This window comes from Kribbella sp. NPDC048837 (genome assembly GCF_055586945.1).
Map to the genome: position 1 here is coordinate 21,209 of NZ_JBVJHF010000008.1, position 17,070 is coordinate 38,278.

Consider the following 17,070-nt stretch of genomic DNA (forward strand, 5'->3'; position numbering starts at 1 on the left):
AGTGTCAGAGACGAAAGAGTTTCCGCCCCCGGTCAAGTGGGTCGACGACCGCCTGGGCATCGGCAAGATCGGCCGGAAGAACCTCCGCAAGGTGTTCCCGGACCACTGGTCCTTCATGCTCGGCGAGATCGCGCTCTACAGCTTCATCATCCTGATCCTCACCGGCATCTTCCTCACCTTCTGGTTCCGGCCGTCGATGGCCGAGGTCGAGTACCAGGGCTCGTACAGCCTGCTCAAGGGCCTGCACATGTCGGAGGCGTACGCCTCGACGCTGGACATCTCGTTCGACATCCGCGGCGGTCTGCTGATGCGGCAGATCCACCACTGGGCGGCGGTGCTGTTCATCGCCGCGATGATGGTGCACCTGCTCCGGATCTTCTTCACCGGCGCGTTCCGCAAGCCGCGTGAGCTGAACTGGGTGATCGGCTTCACGATGCTGTTCCTCGGCATCATCGAGGGCTTCATCGGTTACGGCCTCCCCGACGACCTGCTGTCCGGTACCGGTCTGCGGATCACCAACGGCATGATCCAGGCGTCGCCGGTGATCGGCACGTACCTGAACTTCTTCATCTTCGGCGGTGAGTTCCCCGGCGACGAGTTCGTCTCCCGGTTCTTCACCATCCACGTGCTGCTGATCCCGGGGTTGATCCTGGCCCTGGTCACGGTCCACCTGTTCCTGGTCGTGTACCACAAGCACACGCAGTACCCGGGCCCCGGCCGGACCGAGAAGAACGTGGTCGGCTACCCGCTGATGCCGGTGTACATGGCCAAGGCCGGCGGCTTCTTCTTCGTCGTCTTCGGCATCACCGCGCTGATGGGGGCGCTGCTCCAGATCAACCCGGTCTGGCTGTACGGCCCGTACAACCCCGCGGAGGTGACGGCGGGATCCCAGCCGGACTGGTACATGGGCTGGCTGGAGGGCGCGGTCCGGATCTTCCCCGGATTCGAGTCGCACTTCTGGGGCGTCACGCTGAGTTGGAACCTGCTCATCCCGGCCCTGATCATTCCACCGGCGTTCGTCACCCTGGTCGCGCTCTACCCGTTCATCGAGGGCTGGATCACCGGTGACAAGCGCGAGCACCACCTGCTGGACCGGCCGCGCAACATGCCGACCCGGACCGGTATCGGTGCCGCCTTCATCACCTTCTACGGCCTGCTGTGGATCGGTGGTGGCAACGACCTGGTCGCCACCCACTTCGGCGTGTCGCTGAACCACGTGACCTGGTTCCTGCGGTTCGCGGTCTTCCTCGGCCCGGTGCTGGCGTTCTGGGTGACCCGGCGGGTCGCGATCTCGCTGCAGCGCGCCGACAACGACCGGCTGATGCACGGTCTGGAGACCGGCGTGATCATGCGCTCCCCCGAGGGCAAGTACACCGAGAAGCACGAGCCGATCGGCCTCTACGAGTCGTACACGCTCACCGCCCGGGACCGCGTCCTGCCGCTCGACATCGGTCCGGAGACCGACGACAACGGCGTCCGCGCCCCGCGCCGGGCTCTCAACAAGCTCCGCGCCCGGCTGTCCCGCTTCTACTACGCCGACGCGGTGCAGAAGCCGACCGCCCACGAGCTCGAAGAGGCTCACGAGCACGCGCACGACGCGGACGAGATCCACGAGCTGACCGAGGAGACGGAGACCTACCGCGAGGTCACCAGCGACCGCTCCTGACGTCGTACCAGCACGGCATTCAGCGAAGGGCCCCGGCATCACGCCGGGGCCCTTTTCGTTTTACCCGAGGGCGTCGGAGACGGCGGTCAGGTAGTCCTTCACGAGGGTCTGCTCGCGTGGGTCGAGCGCTTCGGTGGTGGCGATCAGACGGTCCAGGAGCGGGCCGAAGAACTGCCAGCCGAGGGCGATCGCGGCGTCGGACACCTGGAGGCGGGCGCTGCGGCCGTCTGAGCGGCTTCTGAGGCGTTCGACGTGCCCGGCGGCCTCCAGCCGGTGAATGACGGCTGTCGTCGCCTGAGAGGTCATTCCGAGCTGCTGGGCCAACCAGCTGGGCGTCGCCTCGACACCGGCCCGTTCGGCGTCCAGGAGGCGGATGAGCGCCCGTACGTCGGTGCCGTGCAGCCCGGACGTCCGGGCGAACTCCCCCATCGCCAGCTCGAGCCGCAGCGCGACGTCCCGCAGCCGGTGCACCAGGTCCAGCGCCGCCGCCCGTTCGGGGTCGGCCGGCCGCACTCCTTCTCGCATACCCGGCAATTTACCTCACTGAGTGAGCTATTCTCGCGCCATGACCTTCCAGGACGCGTACGACGCTCTCCTCGCCCGCTGGGACGTCCCGGTGGAGCAGCTCGAGCTCACCGACGAGTTCGGCACCACCCACGTGAATGCCTGTGGTCCGGACGACGGCCCACCCGTCGTCCTGCTCGCCGGGCACGGAGCGACCTCGCCGGTGTGGTTCGCCGTGGCGCCCCGCCTGGCCGAGCGCCACCGCGTGTACGCCGTGGACCTGATCGGCGACGCGGGACGCAGTACGAACACCGGCCGGCGGCCGAAGACGCCGTCCGACCTGCACACCTGGCTCACGAATACCCTCGACGGCCTGCGCATCACCCGGACCGCGCTCTGCGGTCACTCGTACGGCGCCTGGATCGCGCTGACCTACTCCCTCGCGCACCCGGACCGCGTTGACCGCCTCGCCCTCGTCGACCCCACCGACTGCTACCTCGGCCTCCGACTCCCCTACGTCCTCCGCGCCCTACCGAGCCTGCTGCGCCCCTCCCAGGCCCGCACGAAGTCCTTCCTGCGCTGGGAAACTCAAGGCCTCCCCGTGGACCCCGACTGGCTCGACCTCGCCGCCCTGGCCGCCGAGCAGCCCGCAACCCCGTTCGTCCGCCCGCGTCGCCCCACCGACGACCAGCTACGCAACCTCCACCCCAGTCCCCTGGTCATCGTCGCCGGCCGCAGCAAGAGCCAGAACCCCACCAAGCTGACCCACCGAGTCACCACCCTCACCCCCACAGCAACCGTCGTACACCTCGACGACGCCACCCACCACTCACTCCCCACACTCCACGCCGACGAGCTCTCAAGCGCGCTGCAGAAGCTCCTTGGGTGATGCGCCGATGTCCTGACACACCGTGACTAATGCGGACCATACCTGAACAGCCGATCATCGTTATATGCCGAAGTGCAGAGCAGCGACCGAGGACGGAGGACCCTGCGACAGGCCAGTGAAGGAAGCAGGTCTGCGCTGTTATCAGCACCTTGGTGAGCCCGCCTTGGCTCCCGGCCAACGGGCTCGGAGGCCGAAGACCTCAACCAAGAGTCGTCGGTCCACAGCTGCCCGTCAGCCGGGTCCCCGACCGGCGCGCGGGCGTCGAAGCTCGCGCAGCAGACGCAAGCGGCGTTCGGGCCGGTCTCAACAGGCCCGCGGACGACCCACACATGCGCCGGAGAATCTCACGCCGCGGCAGCGCGACAGAGTCGACGCGGCAGCGAAACTCTGCGCAGACGCCCTGACAGAGGGCTGGCGCGAGACTGTCGCCGAGCGGGCGAGTGAGTACGTCACGGACACGACCTTCAGGAAGCTGCTGCGCAACCGCCGGCGCCGACGCTGCCGGCTTCTGGCTGGCATCGCGAAGGCGATCCTCGACGGAAAGGCCAAGATCCACGATCTGGTCGGCGGGATTGGCGAGCGCCTGGCATCGCTGCTGGGCGCCGACCGGCTCGAACGGCGGTTCGTTCGCGAACTCGTCCGGAAGATCCCACTCCCTGGTGACGCCAAGCTCGTAGCCGTGGCCCGTGGCGTGCAGATCACCGGAGTACTGCTGTGCCTCCTGAACGGAGATGACCTCACTCGATGCCAGTGCTTCATCGAGCTTGCTCTCGAACAGGCCAAGTCCAAAGTGAAGGAGATCCTGGACTCAGCCTTGGATGACTGGAGTCAGCTCGCGTCGTTCCCCTCGAAGGCTTTGGCCGGATACACCTTCAACTGAAACGACCCCCTGCCCGCGGGTATGCGGGGAAGGGGGTCGCGTCGGGTGTGGCGGTCAGGAGAGGGCTGAGCCGGCCTTGTAGGCGGCCCAGGTGGTGTTCCAGTCGGTCCAGCCGTTGCCGGGCTCCATGTGGCGGGTGGTGCCGGTGACGATGACGGGGTCGCCGCGCAGCGTCTGGTTGAAGTACCACTGGGCGTCCGCGAGGCTCATGCCGACGCAGCCGTGGCTGACGTTGGCGCTGCCCTGGCTGCCGGCGGACCACGGGGCGCCGTGGATGAACTCGCCGGAGCTGGTCACCCGCTGGGCCCACTTCACGTCGCTGATGTTGTAGTAGTCCGGGTCGCCCGGCTTGATGCCGACCGTCGCGGCGTCCATCCGCTTGGTGGTGAACTTCTCCATGATCACCTTCACCCCGCTGCGGGTGGTGAAGCCGTCCTTGCCGGCGGTGATCGGGATGGTCCGGGCCAGCTTGCCGTTGATCGTCACGGTCATCTGGTGCTTCTTGACGTTCACGTTGGCGACGACCGACTTACCGATGCTGAACGCGATCTTGCGGCTGCTCGAGCCCCAGGTGTTGTTGCCGGCGTTGACGCCCTGGGTGTCGATGCTGACGGTCACCTTGGTGCCGGCCGGCCAGTAGTTCATCGGCCGGTAGTTGACCTGCTTGCTGTTCACCCAGTGCCAGCTGCCGGTGACCGGGACCGAGGTGGTCACCTTGAGCCGCTTCTCGACCGCGGCACGGTCCTTCACCGGGTTGTTCCAGTAGATCTGGATCGGCAGCGCCACGCCGACGGTCTCACCGTTCAGCGGGACGACCGAGGCCTTCAGGCTCTTGGCCGCCTTCAGCGTCTTGAAGGTCGAGCTGATCGGCACGCTCGCGCCGTCGGTGCCCTCGGCGGAGCCGCTCACGGTGTACGTCGCGTTCGGCTTGAGGTGGTCCGTGGAGGTCCACTGCGTCTTGTCCGTGTTGAAGCTGCCGTCGACCTTGTCGCCGTCGTCGTCCTTCAGCGTGACGTCGCTCAGCTTGCCGGTCGAGGTGGACACGGTCACCGGCTTGTCCGGCTGCACCGAGCTCGCTCCCTTGGCGGGCACGATCGAGATCGCCGCCGCGGCCGGATCCTGGGACGGGGTCGAGGCGCCCGGGGTGGTCGAGGCGCCCGGAGTGCCATTGCCCTGCGTCGTCGTCGCACCGGGTGCCGACGAGTTGTTCCCACCCGCGTCCGTGTCGCTGCACGCCGTGCCGGCCAGCAGCAGCACACAGATCCCCGCCACGGCAAGGCCGTGCTTCCTCACCGAACCGCTCACCATTCCCCAGCTCTCCCCTGTTTCGTCAAACCGTCGTCAGGGTAACCCGGCGTACGGACAGACCTTGGCAACGCACCGCCACCGTAGTGGTACGGACCACAACGGCCCGTTACCGGTGACGTCTCTAAAGACGCACGAAAACGCCGCCCGGTTCGTTCCCAGACGGCGTTTTTCGTATAACGCTCAACTAGGTCGCCTCTCCTCATCCCCTGCAGTCGCAGCACGCAGGGGGTGAGGAGAGGTGGCCTCAGTGAGCGTGGTCACCGCGGTAGTACTCGAAGATGAAACCGCTCAGGGTCACGATGCCCAGGGCGCAGCCGACGATGAAGAGCCACCAGCCGAAGACGACGCCGAGCACGACGACCGCCAGCGTCAGGCCGCACCACAGCGGCCACCACGAGTACGGCGGGAAGAAGCCGAGTTCACCGGCTCCGTCGACGATCTCGGCTTCCTTGCGGTCCTCCGGCCTGGCGTCCATCCGGCGGGCGGTGATGCTCAGGTAGAACGCGACCAGCAGCGACAGGAAGAACGTCATCACCAGCGCGGTGGTCCCGGTCGGGTCCTCCGACATCAGCCAGTAGATCGGCGTGACCACCAGCACGAACACGCTCAGGATCCCGAAGACCCAGGCTTCGACCTTCACGCCTTGTCCTTCCCTTCGGTCTCGGTACTCGCGATCTCCTCGAGATGCTCGACCCGGCCCTGGTCCTCACCCGCGTCCAGCAGGTTGTCCTTGCCGGCCCGGTTGGCCGGGTACTCGGCCAGGGCGAGGTCGGCGTGGTGCAGGTCGAACGCCGGGCTCTCGGACCGGATCCGCGGCAGCCGCTCGAAGTTGTGCCGCGGCGGCGGCGAACTGGTCGCCCACTCCAGCGACCGGCCCCAACCCCACGGGTCGTCGACACCGACCAGCGGGGACTTGCGCGACTTGTAGACGTTGTAGAAGAACGGCAACATCGACAGGCCGAGGATGAACGCACCGACGCTGGACACCTCGTTCAGCGTGGTGAAGCCCTCGTTCGCGCCGTACGACGCATAGCGCCGCGGCATCCCCTCGACACCCAGCCAGTGCTGCACCAGGAACGTGGTGTGGAACCCGATGAACAGCAACCAGAAGTGCAGCTTGCCGAGCTTCTCGTCGAGCATCCGCCCGGTGAACTTCGGCCACCAGAAGTAGAACCCGGCGAACATCGCGAACACCACGGTCCCGAACACCACGTAGTGGAAGTGCGCCACCACGAAGTACGAGTCGGACAGCTGGTAGTCCAGTGCCGGCGAGGCCAGGATGATGCCGGTCAGACCACCGAAGAGAAAGGTGGTCAAGAAGCCGATCGCCCAGAGCATCGGCGTGTCGAACGACACCGAACCGCCCCAGATCGTGCCGATCCAGTTGAAGAACTTCACCCCGGTCGGGACCGCGATCAGGAACGTCATGAACGAGAAGAACGGCAGGTTCACCGCGCCGGTGACGAACATGTGGTGCGCCCACACCGCCACTGACAGCACTGCGATGCCCAGGGTCGCGCTGACCAGGCCGATGTAGCCGAAGACCGGCTTGCGGCTGAACACCGGCAGGATCTCGGTGATGATGCCGAAGAACGGCAACGCGATGATGTAGACCTCGGGATGCCCGAAGAACCAGAACAAGTGCTGCCACAACAGTGGCCCGCCGTTCGCGGCATCGAAGACGTGAGCCCCCAAGGCTCGATCCGCCTCCAGCATCAGCAGCGCGCCGGCCAGGATCGGGAACGCGATCAGCACCAGGATCGACGTGACCAGGATGTTCCAGGTGAAGATCGGCATCCGGAACATCGTCATCCCGGGCGCGCGCATGGTGATGATCGTGGTGACGAAGTTGACCGCACCGAGGATGGTGCCCAGACCGGCCATCCACAGACCCATGATCCACAGGTCCCCGCCGATGCCCGGCGAGCGGACGGCGTTGGACAGCGGGGCGTAGGCGAACCAGCCGAAGTCGGCGGCGCCGCCCGGGGTGAAGAACCCGCTGAGGGTGATCAGACCGCCGAACAGGAACAGCCAGAAGCTGAACATGTTCAGCCGCGGGAACGCCACATCGGGGGCGCCGATCTGGATCGGCATGATCTCGTTCGCGAACCCGACGAACAGCGGCGTCGCGAACAGCAGCAGCATGATCGTGCCGTGCATCGTGAACAGCTGGTTGTAGACCTCTTCGTTCACGATCTGCAGGCCCGGCTTGGCCAGCTCGGCACGCATGACCAGCGCCATCACGCCGCCGATCAGGAAGAACACGAACGAGGTGATCAGGTACATGTGGCCGATCAGCTTGTGGTCGGTGGTGGTCAGCCACTTGACCGCGATCTGGCCCTTGCTACGCCGCCTGGGCAGCGCGGTAGTAGCACCGATAGCGCCGGTGCGCTCGGCGTAGTCGGTCACTTGCCGCCCTCCTGCTCCCCGTGACCGGGAATGGTCGTCGCATCCGAGCCGCCGGTGGCGGCGCCGGTCTGGCCCTTGGCGGCCAGCTCGCGCAGATGCGCGTCGTACTCGTCCCGGTTGACCACCTTGACGGTGAACACCATCCGGCTGTGGTAGAGCCCGCAGAGCTCGGCGCACTTACCCGCGAAGGTGCCGATCCTGGTCGGGGTCAGTTCGAACTTGTTGGTCCGGCCCGGGATGACGTCGAGCTTGAAGTAGAACGCCGGCACCCAGAAGGAGTGGATCACGTCCGGCGAGTTCAGGTCGAAGTGGACCGACTCGTTCACCGGCAGCCACAGGGTGGCCGGCTTGTCCATCGTGCCGGTCTCCCAGACGCCCTGCTGACCGTCGACGGTGTCCTTGTAGTTGAAGGTCCACTGCCACTGCTGGCCCACCACGTTGACGGTGTGCTGCGGGGCGTTCGACATCGCGGTGATCTTGTCGCCGTGCTCGACGGTGTAATAGAAGAGCACGCCGATGATCGCGAACGGCGCCAGCGTGTAGAGCACCTCGAGCGGCAGGTTGTACCGCACCTGCCGGGGTGCCTCGTCGTTGCGCTTGCGGTAGCGGACGCTGACGTACAGGATCAGGGCCCAGACCAATACACCGACGATCAGCGCGGCGATCCAGGCGCCGATCCAGAGGCTTCGGACGGCCTCGGTCCGGTCCGATGCGCCCTCGGGGAGACCGAGTCGTTTCCACTGCTCAGTGGTTTCCGACGAGCAACCGGTCAGCAGCAGGGTGCCGAACACCACTGCACTACCGACCAGCAGGCGTCGCTTCGCCGGACGTGTGGCGCCGGCAGGACCTGCCGATCGCTCGTCCACTCCGGGCGTGCCGTTCGAACCCACGGGGCGCCTTTCCCTTCCCAAGTGAGACTGACGACCAAACACTACTGGACACCTTTCGCGTTCTTGCGCAGAGGTAGGGCTTAGCGTTTCCCGTGTGAGTGAGCGTGCGTATCTGGACGCGGCGTCGGCCGAGCAGTTACACCCGGCAGCACGGGAAATGTTGCTGTCGGCAGTCGATTCGGGGTGGGCCGATCCGGTCCGGTTGCACCACGAGGGACGGACCGCGCGGCTGCTGCTGGACAACGCCCGCGCGGTGCTCGCGGACGCGGTCGGAGTGCGTCCGGACGAGCTGTACCTGACCACCTCGGGTACGGCGGCCGTCCACACCGGACTGACCGCGATAGGGGCCGCCCGCAAGCGGGTGGGGAGCACCGTCGTCCACAGTGCCGTCGAGCATTCCGCCGTACTGCACACGGCGGGATCCACGGGCGTCGAAGTGGGTGTGGACATGGCCGGGCGGGTCGACCTGGAGGCGTTCTCCGAAGCGGTCCGGCAACCCGGTGTAGCCGTGGCGGCGCTGCAGTCCGCCAATCATGAGGTCGGTACGCGGCAGCCGATCGACGCGGCGGTCGAGGCGTGTGGCGACGTACCCCTGTTCGTCGACGCGGCCGCGTCCATCGGGCACGACGCCGTACCGTCCGGATGGGCGGCGTTGGCGGCGAGCGCGCACAAGTGGGGCGGACCGGCGGGTGTCGGATTACTGGCGGTGCGGAAGCGGACCCGGATCGCCCCGGCCTGGCCGATGGACGAACGCGAGGACGGGCTCTCCCCCGGCTTCCCGGACGTACCCAACGCGTTGGCGGCCGCCGCTGCGTTGCAAGCCCGGCTCAGCGAGGCCGAGGAGCTGAACAAGCAGCACCGGGCCTGGATCGACGAGATCCGGCGCCGGATGGCCGCCGACATCCCCGACGTCGAGGTGGTCGGCGATCCCGAGGACCGGCTGCCGCACATCCTCACGTTCTCGTGTCTGTACGTGGACGGCGAGACCCTCGTGACCGCGCTGGACACGGAAGGGTTCGCGGTCTCCAGCGGCTCGGCGTGTACGTCGAGCACCCTGAAGCCCTCGCATGTCCTCGCCGCGATGGGCGTCCTGACGCATGGAAACGTCCGCATCTCGCTGACGCGCGGCACGACGTACGCCGAGATCGATCGGTTCTGTGCTGTGGTTCCTGGTGTGGTCCAGCGGATCCGGGCGGAGGTGGGGATGTGAACGTCGACCTCGACTGCCGCGGCCTGCTCTGTCCACTCCCGGTGATCAACCTGGCCAAGACGCTACCGACCGTTGCCGTCGGCGACACCGTCACGGTGCTCGCCGACGACCCGGCGGCCGCCACCGACATCCCGGCCTGGTGCCGGATGCGCTCGCAGGAGTTGGTGTCCGCCGCCGAAAACACGTATGTCGTTCGACGGGTCGACTGACAGACTCCGTGCTGTGACCGACTTCGCGCACAAGCCGACGCTGACCGGGGAGCTCGTCGTCCTCCGGCCGGTGGACGAGGGTGACTACGACGCGCTCGCCGTCGCGATGGCCGACCCGGACGTGACCCGGCTGACCGGGAGCCACGGCGAGATCGGCGAGGAGAAGGCCCGGCAGTGGTACCGGACCCGGAAGTACCAGACCGACCGGCTCGACCTGGCCATCGTCGACCAGGCCTCCGGCGAGGTGGTCGGCGAGGCCGTCCTGAACGAGTGGGACCCGGACAACCGGTGCTGCAACTTCCGGATCCTGATCGGGCCGGCCGGTCAGGGCCGCGGGCTCGGGACCGAGGCCACCCGGCTGATCGTCGGCTACGGCCTCGAGGAGATCGGCCTGCACCGGATCAGCCTCGGTGTGTACGCGTTCAACCCCAGGGCCCAGCGCGCGTACGAGAAGGCCGGCTTCGTGGTCGAGGGACGGTTCCGCGACGCGCTCCTGTGGGACGGCGAGTGGGTGGACGAGATCATGATGTCGGTACTGGCGACCGAGTGGGAGCCGCTACGGTCGGAGGCGTGATCGACGCCGACCGCATCGCCGTACTCACCGGAGCCGGGATCTCGACCGCGTCCGGGATCCCCGACTTCCGCGGCCCGCAGGGACTGTGGACGAAGAACCCGGCGGCGCAGGCGATGTTCGACATCGACGAGTACGTCGCCAGTCGCGAGGTCCGCGTGGAGGCGTGGAAGCACCGCCTGGCCGCGCCGGCCTGGACCGCCGAGCCCAACCCGGGCCACCTGGCCCTGGTCGAGCTCGAACGCCAGGGCCGCCTGACCGGACTGATCACCCAGAACGTCGACGGCCTGCACCAGAAGGCCGGCTCGTCCCCGGACCTCGTCCACGAGCTGCACGGGACGGTCTGGTCCGTCGACTGCCTCGCCTGCGGTCGCCGGATCCTGATGGCCGACGTCCTCCCCCGCTTGGACGCAGGCGACCAGGACCCGGCCTGCGAGGTGTGCGGCGGCGTACTGAAGTCGGCGACCGTCTCGTTCGGTCAGTCCCTCGACCGCGCCGTACTCGACCGTGCAGTCGCGGCCACCGAATCCGCCGACGTCTTCCTCGCCGTCGGCACGTCCCTCCAGGTCTACCCAGCAGCCGGCCTCTGCGACATCGCACTCACCGCCGGCAAGCCGCTGATCATCCTGAACGCCCAGGCCACCCCGTACGACGACGAGGCCACCACAGTCCTGCACACCCCGATCGAGACCACCCTCCCGGACCTCGTGACCTTACCGTGACATTCGAGCCCTCCTCACGGTGAACGTTGCGAGTTAGCGTCCGCCCAGGGTCACCGGCTGGGAGGGGAACCGTTATGCGCGGGTTCAGGCGTTGGACGGCAGGCTTCACCGCGGCGGCGGTGATCGTTCTCGGACTCGGTACGGCGTCGTCCGCGCCGGCCCAGGTGGCCGCCGAGCGGGTGATCACGCTGGCCGGGTCGCTGCAGAGCGAGCTCGGGTGCCCGGGCGACTGGGACCCCGGGTGTGACGCGACCAGTCTCGGTGCGGCAGCGCCGTACACGAAGGTCTTCGACGTGCCGGCCGGCTCGTACGAGTACAAGGTCACGGTCAACAAGGCCTGGGACGAGAACTACGGCGCCGGCGGCGTGCTGAACGGCCCGAACATCCCGCTGCGGATCGAGGGGCCGGCCAAGCTCGCGTTCAGCTACGACGACACCAGCCACGTCGTCACCGTGAAGCCGGTGGACCTGGCCGGCTCGGCGGTGACCCCGGCGGACAAGACGCTGGCGTCACCGAGTCTGCGCAAGGACCTCACCAAGGAGCGGTTCTACTTCCTGATGGCGGACCGCTTCGCCAACGGCAACACGGCCAACGACGCCGGCGGCCTGACCGGCGACCGGCTGCAGACCGGCCTGGACCCGACCGACAAGGGCTTCTACCACGGTGGCGACCTGCCCGGGGTGATCCAGAAGCTCGACTACATCAAGTCGCTCGGTACGACGTCCATCTGGCTCACGCCGTCGTTCAAGAACCGGCCGGTGCAGGGCACGGGCGCCAACGTGAGCGCCGGGTACCACGGCTACTGGATCACCGACTTCACCCAGATCGACCCGCACCTGGGCACCAACGCGGACATGAAGCAGCTGATCACGCTGGCGCACCGCAAGGGGATGAAGGTCTTCTTCGACATCATCACCAACCACACCGCGGACGTGATCGACTACGAGTCCGGCCAGTACGGGTACATCCCGAAGTCCACGTCGCCGTACAAGGATGCGTCCGGCAACGTGTTCGACGACAAGCAGTACGCCGGTGGCGACACGTTCCCACCGATGGACGCTCAGACCTCCTTCCCCAACAAGCCGTTCTTCCACAGCGAGGCCGACGCGAACGTCAAGGTGCCGGCCTGGCTGAACGACCCGACGCTGTACCACAACCGCGGTGACTCGACGTTCGCCGGCGAGAGCGCGGAGTACGGCGACTTCGTCGGCCTGGACGACCTGTTCACCGAGCAGCCGCGGGTGCGGGACGGGATGATCGACGTCTACAAGACCTGGGCCGAGTTCGGTATCGACGGCTTCCGGATCGACACCGTCAAGCACGTGAACATCGAGTTCTGGCAGAAGTTCTCCCCCGCGATCCTGGCCGCGGCCAAGAGTGCCGGGTCGAAGGACTTCTTCATGTTCGGCGAGGTGTTCGACGCGAACCCGACGTTCATGTCGACGTACACCACGAAGGGCGCGCTGCAGGCCACGCTCGACTTCGGCTTCCAGCAGAGCGCGGTCGCCTACGCGAAGGGCGACTCGGGCACCAAGCTGCGGGACCTCTACGCGAACGACGACTACTACACCGACGCGGACTCGAACGCGTACCAGCTGCCGACGTTCCTCGGCAACCACGACATGGGCCGGGTCGGCACGTTCATCAAGCAGGGCGGCGCGAACGGCCAGGAGCTGCTCGCGCGGGACAAGCTCGCGCACTCGCTGATGTACCTGACCCGGGGTCAGCCGGTCGTCTACTACGGCGACGAGCAGGGCTTCACCGGCCCGGGCGGTGACAAGGACGCGCGGCAGGACATGTTCGCGACCAAGACCGCCGACTACACCGACGACGAGGTCGTCGACGGCACGGGTACGACGACGATCGGCAGCAAGGACCGGTACGACGTCAACGCGCCGATGTACAAGCACATCGCGGCGCTGTCACAGCTGCGCGCGAAGTACCCGGCACTGGCGGACGGTCGCCAGGTGCACCGGTATTCCTCGAACACCAATGGCCTGTACGCGTTCAGCCGGCTCGGCGCCGACAACGTCGAGTACCTGGTGGTCGCCAACAACTCGACCACGGCCGCGTCCGCGACGATTCCGACGTACGGTCCGAACACCTCGCTCAAGCCGGTCTATGGCGGTTCCAAGGCGGTCAAGACCGACCGTGAGGGCAGGGTGCTGCTCAGCCAGGCACCGCTGTCGGTGACCGTGTACCAGGCACAGAGCAAGGTGCCGTCGCGGTCCAAGGCGCCGGCGGTCTACATGAGCTCGCCGGAGCTCGGTGCGACGGTCGGCGGTCGTGCTGAGATCGCGGCGGCCGTGCCCGAGAACACTCCGGTGACCGTGACCTTCGGCTACCGCCCGGTGGGTACGACGGCCTGGCAGCGGCTCGGCTCCGACGACAACGCGCCGTACCGGGTGTTCCAGGACGTGTCCGGGCTGCCCAAGGGGACCCTGCTCGAGTACCGGGCCGTGCTGCGGGATGCGTGGGGCAACTACTCGGTGTCCGGTTCGTACGGCATGGTCGGCGACGCTCCCACGCCGGGTGGCGGCGGTGGTGGCGGCACTGGTCCCGTCGTACAGCCCGCCAACGTCAGCGTGCCCGGTGATCACAACAGCGAGATGGGTTGCGCGGCGGACTGGTCTCCGGACTGCGACCAGGCACAGCTGACGCTCGACCCGAAGGACAAGGTGTGGAAGGGCACCTACACCAGCCCGGCCGGTGAGCACGCCTACAAGGCGGCACTCAACAAGAACTGGGACGTGAACTACGGCGCCGGCGGCGTCCAGAACGGTGCCAACATCTCCTACACGGCACCCGGGACTCCGGTCACCTTCTACTACGAGCAAGGCCGGCACTTCGTGACGTCCAGTGCCGAGGGGCCGATCATCACCGTGCCCGGCTCGTTCCAGTCCGAGCTGGGCTGTCCGGGCGACTGGGACCCGTCGTGCATGCGACCCTGGCTGACCGACGAGAACGGCGACGGGACCTACACCTGGTCCACCAGCGAGTTGGGAGCGGGCAGCTATGAGGCGAAGGTCGCGCACAACCTGTCCTTCGACGAGAACTACGGCGCCGGCGGGGTTCGCAACGGTCCCAACATCCCGTTCACCGTTCCGGGTGACGGACTGGTGGTCACGTTCTCCTACGTCATCGCGACCCACATGCTGACGGTGACGACCTCCCGGCCGGGTGCGCAGCCGGACCTCAGCCAGGCGAAGGCTTACTGGCTCACGAAGGATCTGCTCGCCGTACCGGCGGTTGCCCACCCGGAGCGGTCGCGCTGGCGGCTGCACTGGTCGACCGACGGCTCGCTGAAGGTCGACGCGGACGACATCGGCGGTACGTCGTCCGGACTGCGTTACGACCCGGCTGGGATCCCTGCGTCGGTTCTGGCCAAGTTCCCGGCCTTGGAGGGCTATACCGCGCTGAGACTCGACCATGGTGATGCCAAGAAGATCTTGACCGGGCAGCTCGGGCTGGCGCAGTACGACGATGCCGGACGATTGCTGGACGCAACCGGTGTGCAGATACCCGGTGTGCTCGACGACGTCTACGGCAGTGCGACCGGACGCTCGTACGGCGTCACCTGGCACGGCAACGCGCCGACGTTCACGCTGTGGGCGCCGACCGCCCAGGCGGTGACGCTGCTCGTCGGTTCGCGCCGGGTGCCGATGCGGCTCGGCAACGACGGCTCGTGGTCCGTGGATGGATCACCGTCGTGGAAGAACGCCTCCTACCGGTACGAGGTCAAGGTCTACGCGCCGTCGACCGGCAAGGTGGAGACGAACGTCGTCACCGACCCGTACTCGGTGGCGCTCACGACCGACTCGGCGTACTCCGTCGCGGTCGATCTGAACGACGCGGCCGGGAAGCCGGCGCTGTGGTCGAAGACACCGGCGCCGAAGCTCGCACGGGGTGTCGACTCGACCATCTACGAGCTGCATGTCCGCGACTTCTCGATCAACGACAGCACCGTGCCGGCCGCGCATCGCGGCACCTACCTGGCGTTCGCGGACGACGGCAACGGGACCAAGCACCTGCGTTCGCTGGCCGCGGCCGGCCTCAACACCGTGCATCTGCTGCCGACGTTCGACATCGCGTCGATCCCGGAGACCGGGCAGCAGACGCCGGCCTGTGATCTGGCGTCGTTCCCGGCGGACTCCGATCAGCAGCAGGCCTGCGTGACGGCAGTGGCGGCCAAGGACGGGTTCAACTGGGGTTACGACCCGTACCACTGGCTGGCGCCGGAGGGTTCGTACGCGACCCAGAAGGACGGCCTGGCGCGCGTCGCCGAGTTCCGCACGATGGTCGGCGGGCTGCACAAGTCCGGCCTCCGGGTCGTGCTGGACCAGGTCTACAACCACACCCCGGCCGCCGGTCAGGCGCCGACCTCCGTGCTGGACAAGGTCGTCCCCGGCTACTATCAGCGGCTGAACGCGACGGGCAAGGTCGAGACGTCGACCTGCTGCAGCAACATCGCGACCGAGCACGCGATGGCCGAGAAGATCATGGTCGACAGCACGGTCAGCTGGGCCCGCAACTACCACGTCGACGGCTTCCGCTTCGACCTGATGGGCCACCACAGCAAGGCGAACATGCTCAAGGTCCGGGCCGCGCTCGACAAGCTCACGCTCGCCAAGGACGGCGTGGACGGTAAGAGCATCTACGTGTACGGCGAGGGCTGGAACTTCGGCGAGGTCGCCGACGACGCGCTCTTCGTCCAGGCCCGGCAGGGCAACCTCGGCGGCACCGGGATCGGCACGTTCTCCGACCGGCTCCGCGACGGCGTGCGCGGCGGCGGCCCGTTCGACGACAACCCGCGGATCCAGGGTTTCGGCTCCGGCGAGGCGAGCGACCCGAACGGCGACCCGATCAACGGCACGCCGACCGAACGAGCGCAAAGACTCGCTCATGACACCGACCTGATCCAGCTCGGTCTGGCCGGCAACCTGCGGTCGTTCAGCTTCCGGTCTGCGTCCTCGGGCGACGTCGTCCGCGGCGATCAGGTCGACTACAACGGTTCACCGGCCGGGTACGCCGACCAGCCGGACGAGGTGATCACCTACGTCGATGCCCATGACAACGAGACGTTGTGGGACACGCTCACGTACAAGTTGCCGACATCGATGACGATGCCGGACCGGATCCGGATGAACACGGTGTCACTGGCCACGACCGCGCTGGCCCAGACCCCGTCGTTCTGGCACGCGGGCGCCGACCTGCTCCGGAGCAAGTCGCTCGACCGCAACTCCTACGACTCGGGCGACTGGTTCAACACCCTCGACTGGACCGGTGCCGACAACGGCTTCGGCCACGGTCTGCCACCCAAGGCCGACAACGAGGCCAAGTGGACGTACATGAAGCCGCTCCTGGCCAACCCGGCCCTGAAGCCGACCGCGGCCGACGTCGCCACCGCCTCCGCCGCCGCGGCCGATCTGCTGAAGCTGCGGTTCTCGACCCCGCTGTTCCGGCTGGGCTCGGCCGATCTGATCAACGCGAAGCTCAGCTTCCCGGTGAGCGGTGCGACCCCCGGCGTGATCACGATGCGCGTCGACGACACCGTCGGCCCGAACGTCGACCCGGCCCTCAAGGGCGTCCTGGTCGTCTTCAACTCCACCGGCTCCCCCGTCACCCAGCAGGTCCCGGGTTTGGCCGGCGCGAATCTGGCCCTGTCCCCGGTCCAGGCCGCGGGCTCGGACCCGGTCGTGAAGCAGACGACCTGGACCGCGTCCTCCGGCACGGTCACGGTCCCGGCCCGGACGGTCGCCGTACTGATCCAGACCTGAACCCGCTGAACCCTTCCCTGGATGCGCTGTGCTCC

At 67.4% G+C, this 17,070-nt stretch carries 13 protein-coding genes; 8 read left to right on the forward strand and 5 right to left on the reverse strand.

The annotated features are described in order from the left end of the window. The first annotated feature begins 1 nt into the window (after position 1). Positions 2-1,666: a cytochrome bc1 complex cytochrome b subunit gene (gene qcrB / locus ACZ6O0_RS32485; RefSeq protein WP_465768837.1), complete on the forward strand. Its 1,665-nt coding sequence runs from the start codon at positions 2-4 to the stop codon at positions 1,664-1,666. A gap of 60 nt (positions 1,667-1,726) precedes the next feature. Here the strand turns inward: qcrB and ACZ6O0_RS32490 are convergent, their stop codons facing one another. Then, the gene (locus tag ACZ6O0_RS32490; RefSeq protein ID WP_465768838.1) at positions 1,727-2,191 is read right to left on the reverse strand and encodes a MarR family winged helix-turn-helix transcriptional regulator; all 465 of its coding nucleotides are present in this window, start codon (positions 2,189-2,191) and stop codon (positions 1,727-1,729) included. Positions 2,192-2,231: 40 nt separating this feature from the next. On the opposite strand from ACZ6O0_RS32490, the gene ACZ6O0_RS32495 reads away from it, so the two are divergent. Together ACZ6O0_RS32495 and ACZ6O0_RS32500 are read left to right on the forward strand one after the other, a co-directional pair. Continuing rightward, positions 2,232-3,059: an alpha/beta fold hydrolase gene (locus ACZ6O0_RS32495; protein WP_465768839.1), complete on the forward strand. Its 828-nt coding sequence runs from the start codon at positions 2,232-2,234 to the stop codon at positions 3,057-3,059. 115 nt (positions 3,060-3,174) lie between these two features. After that, positions 3,175-3,939: a hypothetical protein gene (locus tag ACZ6O0_RS32500; RefSeq protein WP_465768840.1), complete on the forward strand. Its 765-nt coding sequence runs from the start codon at positions 3,175-3,177 to the stop codon at positions 3,937-3,939. A 54-nt stretch (positions 3,940-3,993) separates the two neighbouring features. On the opposite strand, the gene ACZ6O0_RS32505 is transcribed toward ACZ6O0_RS32500, so the two are convergent. The 4 genes from ACZ6O0_RS32505 to ctaC form a co-directional block, all read right to left on the reverse strand. Next, positions 3,994-5,232 carry a L,D-transpeptidase gene (locus ACZ6O0_RS32505; protein ID WP_465768841.1) on the reverse strand — a complete coding sequence of 413 codons (1,239 nt, stop codon included), beginning with the start codon at positions 5,230-5,232 and terminating at the stop codon, positions 3,994-3,996. A 259-nt stretch (positions 5,233-5,491) separates the two neighbouring features. Next, positions 5,492-5,887 (reverse strand): cytochrome c oxidase subunit 4, encoded by a 396-nt coding sequence (locus tag ACZ6O0_RS32510; RefSeq protein ID WP_465768842.1) that lies wholly within the window; start codon positions 5,885-5,887, stop codon positions 5,492-5,494. Next, entirely contained in the window at positions 5,884-7,656 is a 1,773-nt protein-coding gene (gene ctaD / locus ACZ6O0_RS32515) for an aa3-type cytochrome oxidase subunit I (protein WP_465768843.1), read from the reverse strand. Before ctaD ends, ACZ6O0_RS32510 begins: the two co-directional genes overlap by 4 nt. Beyond that, positions 7,653-8,447, reverse strand: a complete 795-nt coding sequence (gene ctaC / locus ACZ6O0_RS32520; RefSeq protein WP_465768844.1) for an aa3-type cytochrome oxidase subunit II — start codon at positions 8,445-8,447, stop codon at positions 7,653-7,655. Before ctaC ends, ctaD begins: the two co-directional genes overlap by 4 nt. 193 nt (positions 8,448-8,640) lie before the next feature. On the opposite strand from ctaC, the gene ACZ6O0_RS32525 reads away from it, so the two are divergent. The 5 genes from ACZ6O0_RS32525 to pulA all read left to right on the forward strand — a co-directional run bounded on the left by ACZ6O0_RS32525 (position 8,641) and on the right by pulA (position 17,035). Further along, positions 8,641-9,756 carry a cysteine desulfurase family protein gene (locus ACZ6O0_RS32525; RefSeq protein WP_465768845.1) on the forward strand — a complete coding sequence of 372 codons (1,116 nt, stop codon included), beginning with the start codon at positions 8,641-8,643 and terminating at the stop codon, positions 9,754-9,756. Next, a complete protein-coding gene (locus ACZ6O0_RS32530) occupies positions 9,753-9,965 on the forward strand; it encodes a sulfurtransferase TusA family protein (RefSeq protein WP_465768846.1) in 213 nt (70 codons plus the stop codon). Before ACZ6O0_RS32525 ends, ACZ6O0_RS32530 begins: the two co-directional genes overlap by 4 nt. A 13-nt stretch (positions 9,966-9,978) precedes the next feature. Further along, on the forward strand, positions 9,979-10,539 hold the full coding sequence (locus ACZ6O0_RS32535) for a GNAT family N-acetyltransferase (RefSeq protein WP_465768847.1): 561 nt from the start codon (positions 9,979-9,981) through the stop codon (positions 10,537-10,539). After that, the gene (locus ACZ6O0_RS32540; protein WP_465768848.1) at positions 10,536-11,258 is read left to right on the forward strand and encodes an SIR2 family NAD-dependent protein deacylase; all 723 of its coding nucleotides are present in this window, start codon (positions 10,536-10,538) and stop codon (positions 11,256-11,258) included. Before ACZ6O0_RS32535 ends, ACZ6O0_RS32540 begins: the two co-directional genes overlap by 4 nt. Before the next feature lie 74 nt (positions 11,259-11,332). Then, positions 11,333-17,035, forward strand: coding sequence for a pullulanase-type alpha-1,6-glucosidase (gene pulA / locus ACZ6O0_RS32545; protein WP_465768849.1), 5,703 nt, complete (start codon positions 11,333-11,335; stop codon positions 17,033-17,035). The last annotated feature ends 35 nt before the right edge of the window (positions 17,036-17,070 follow it).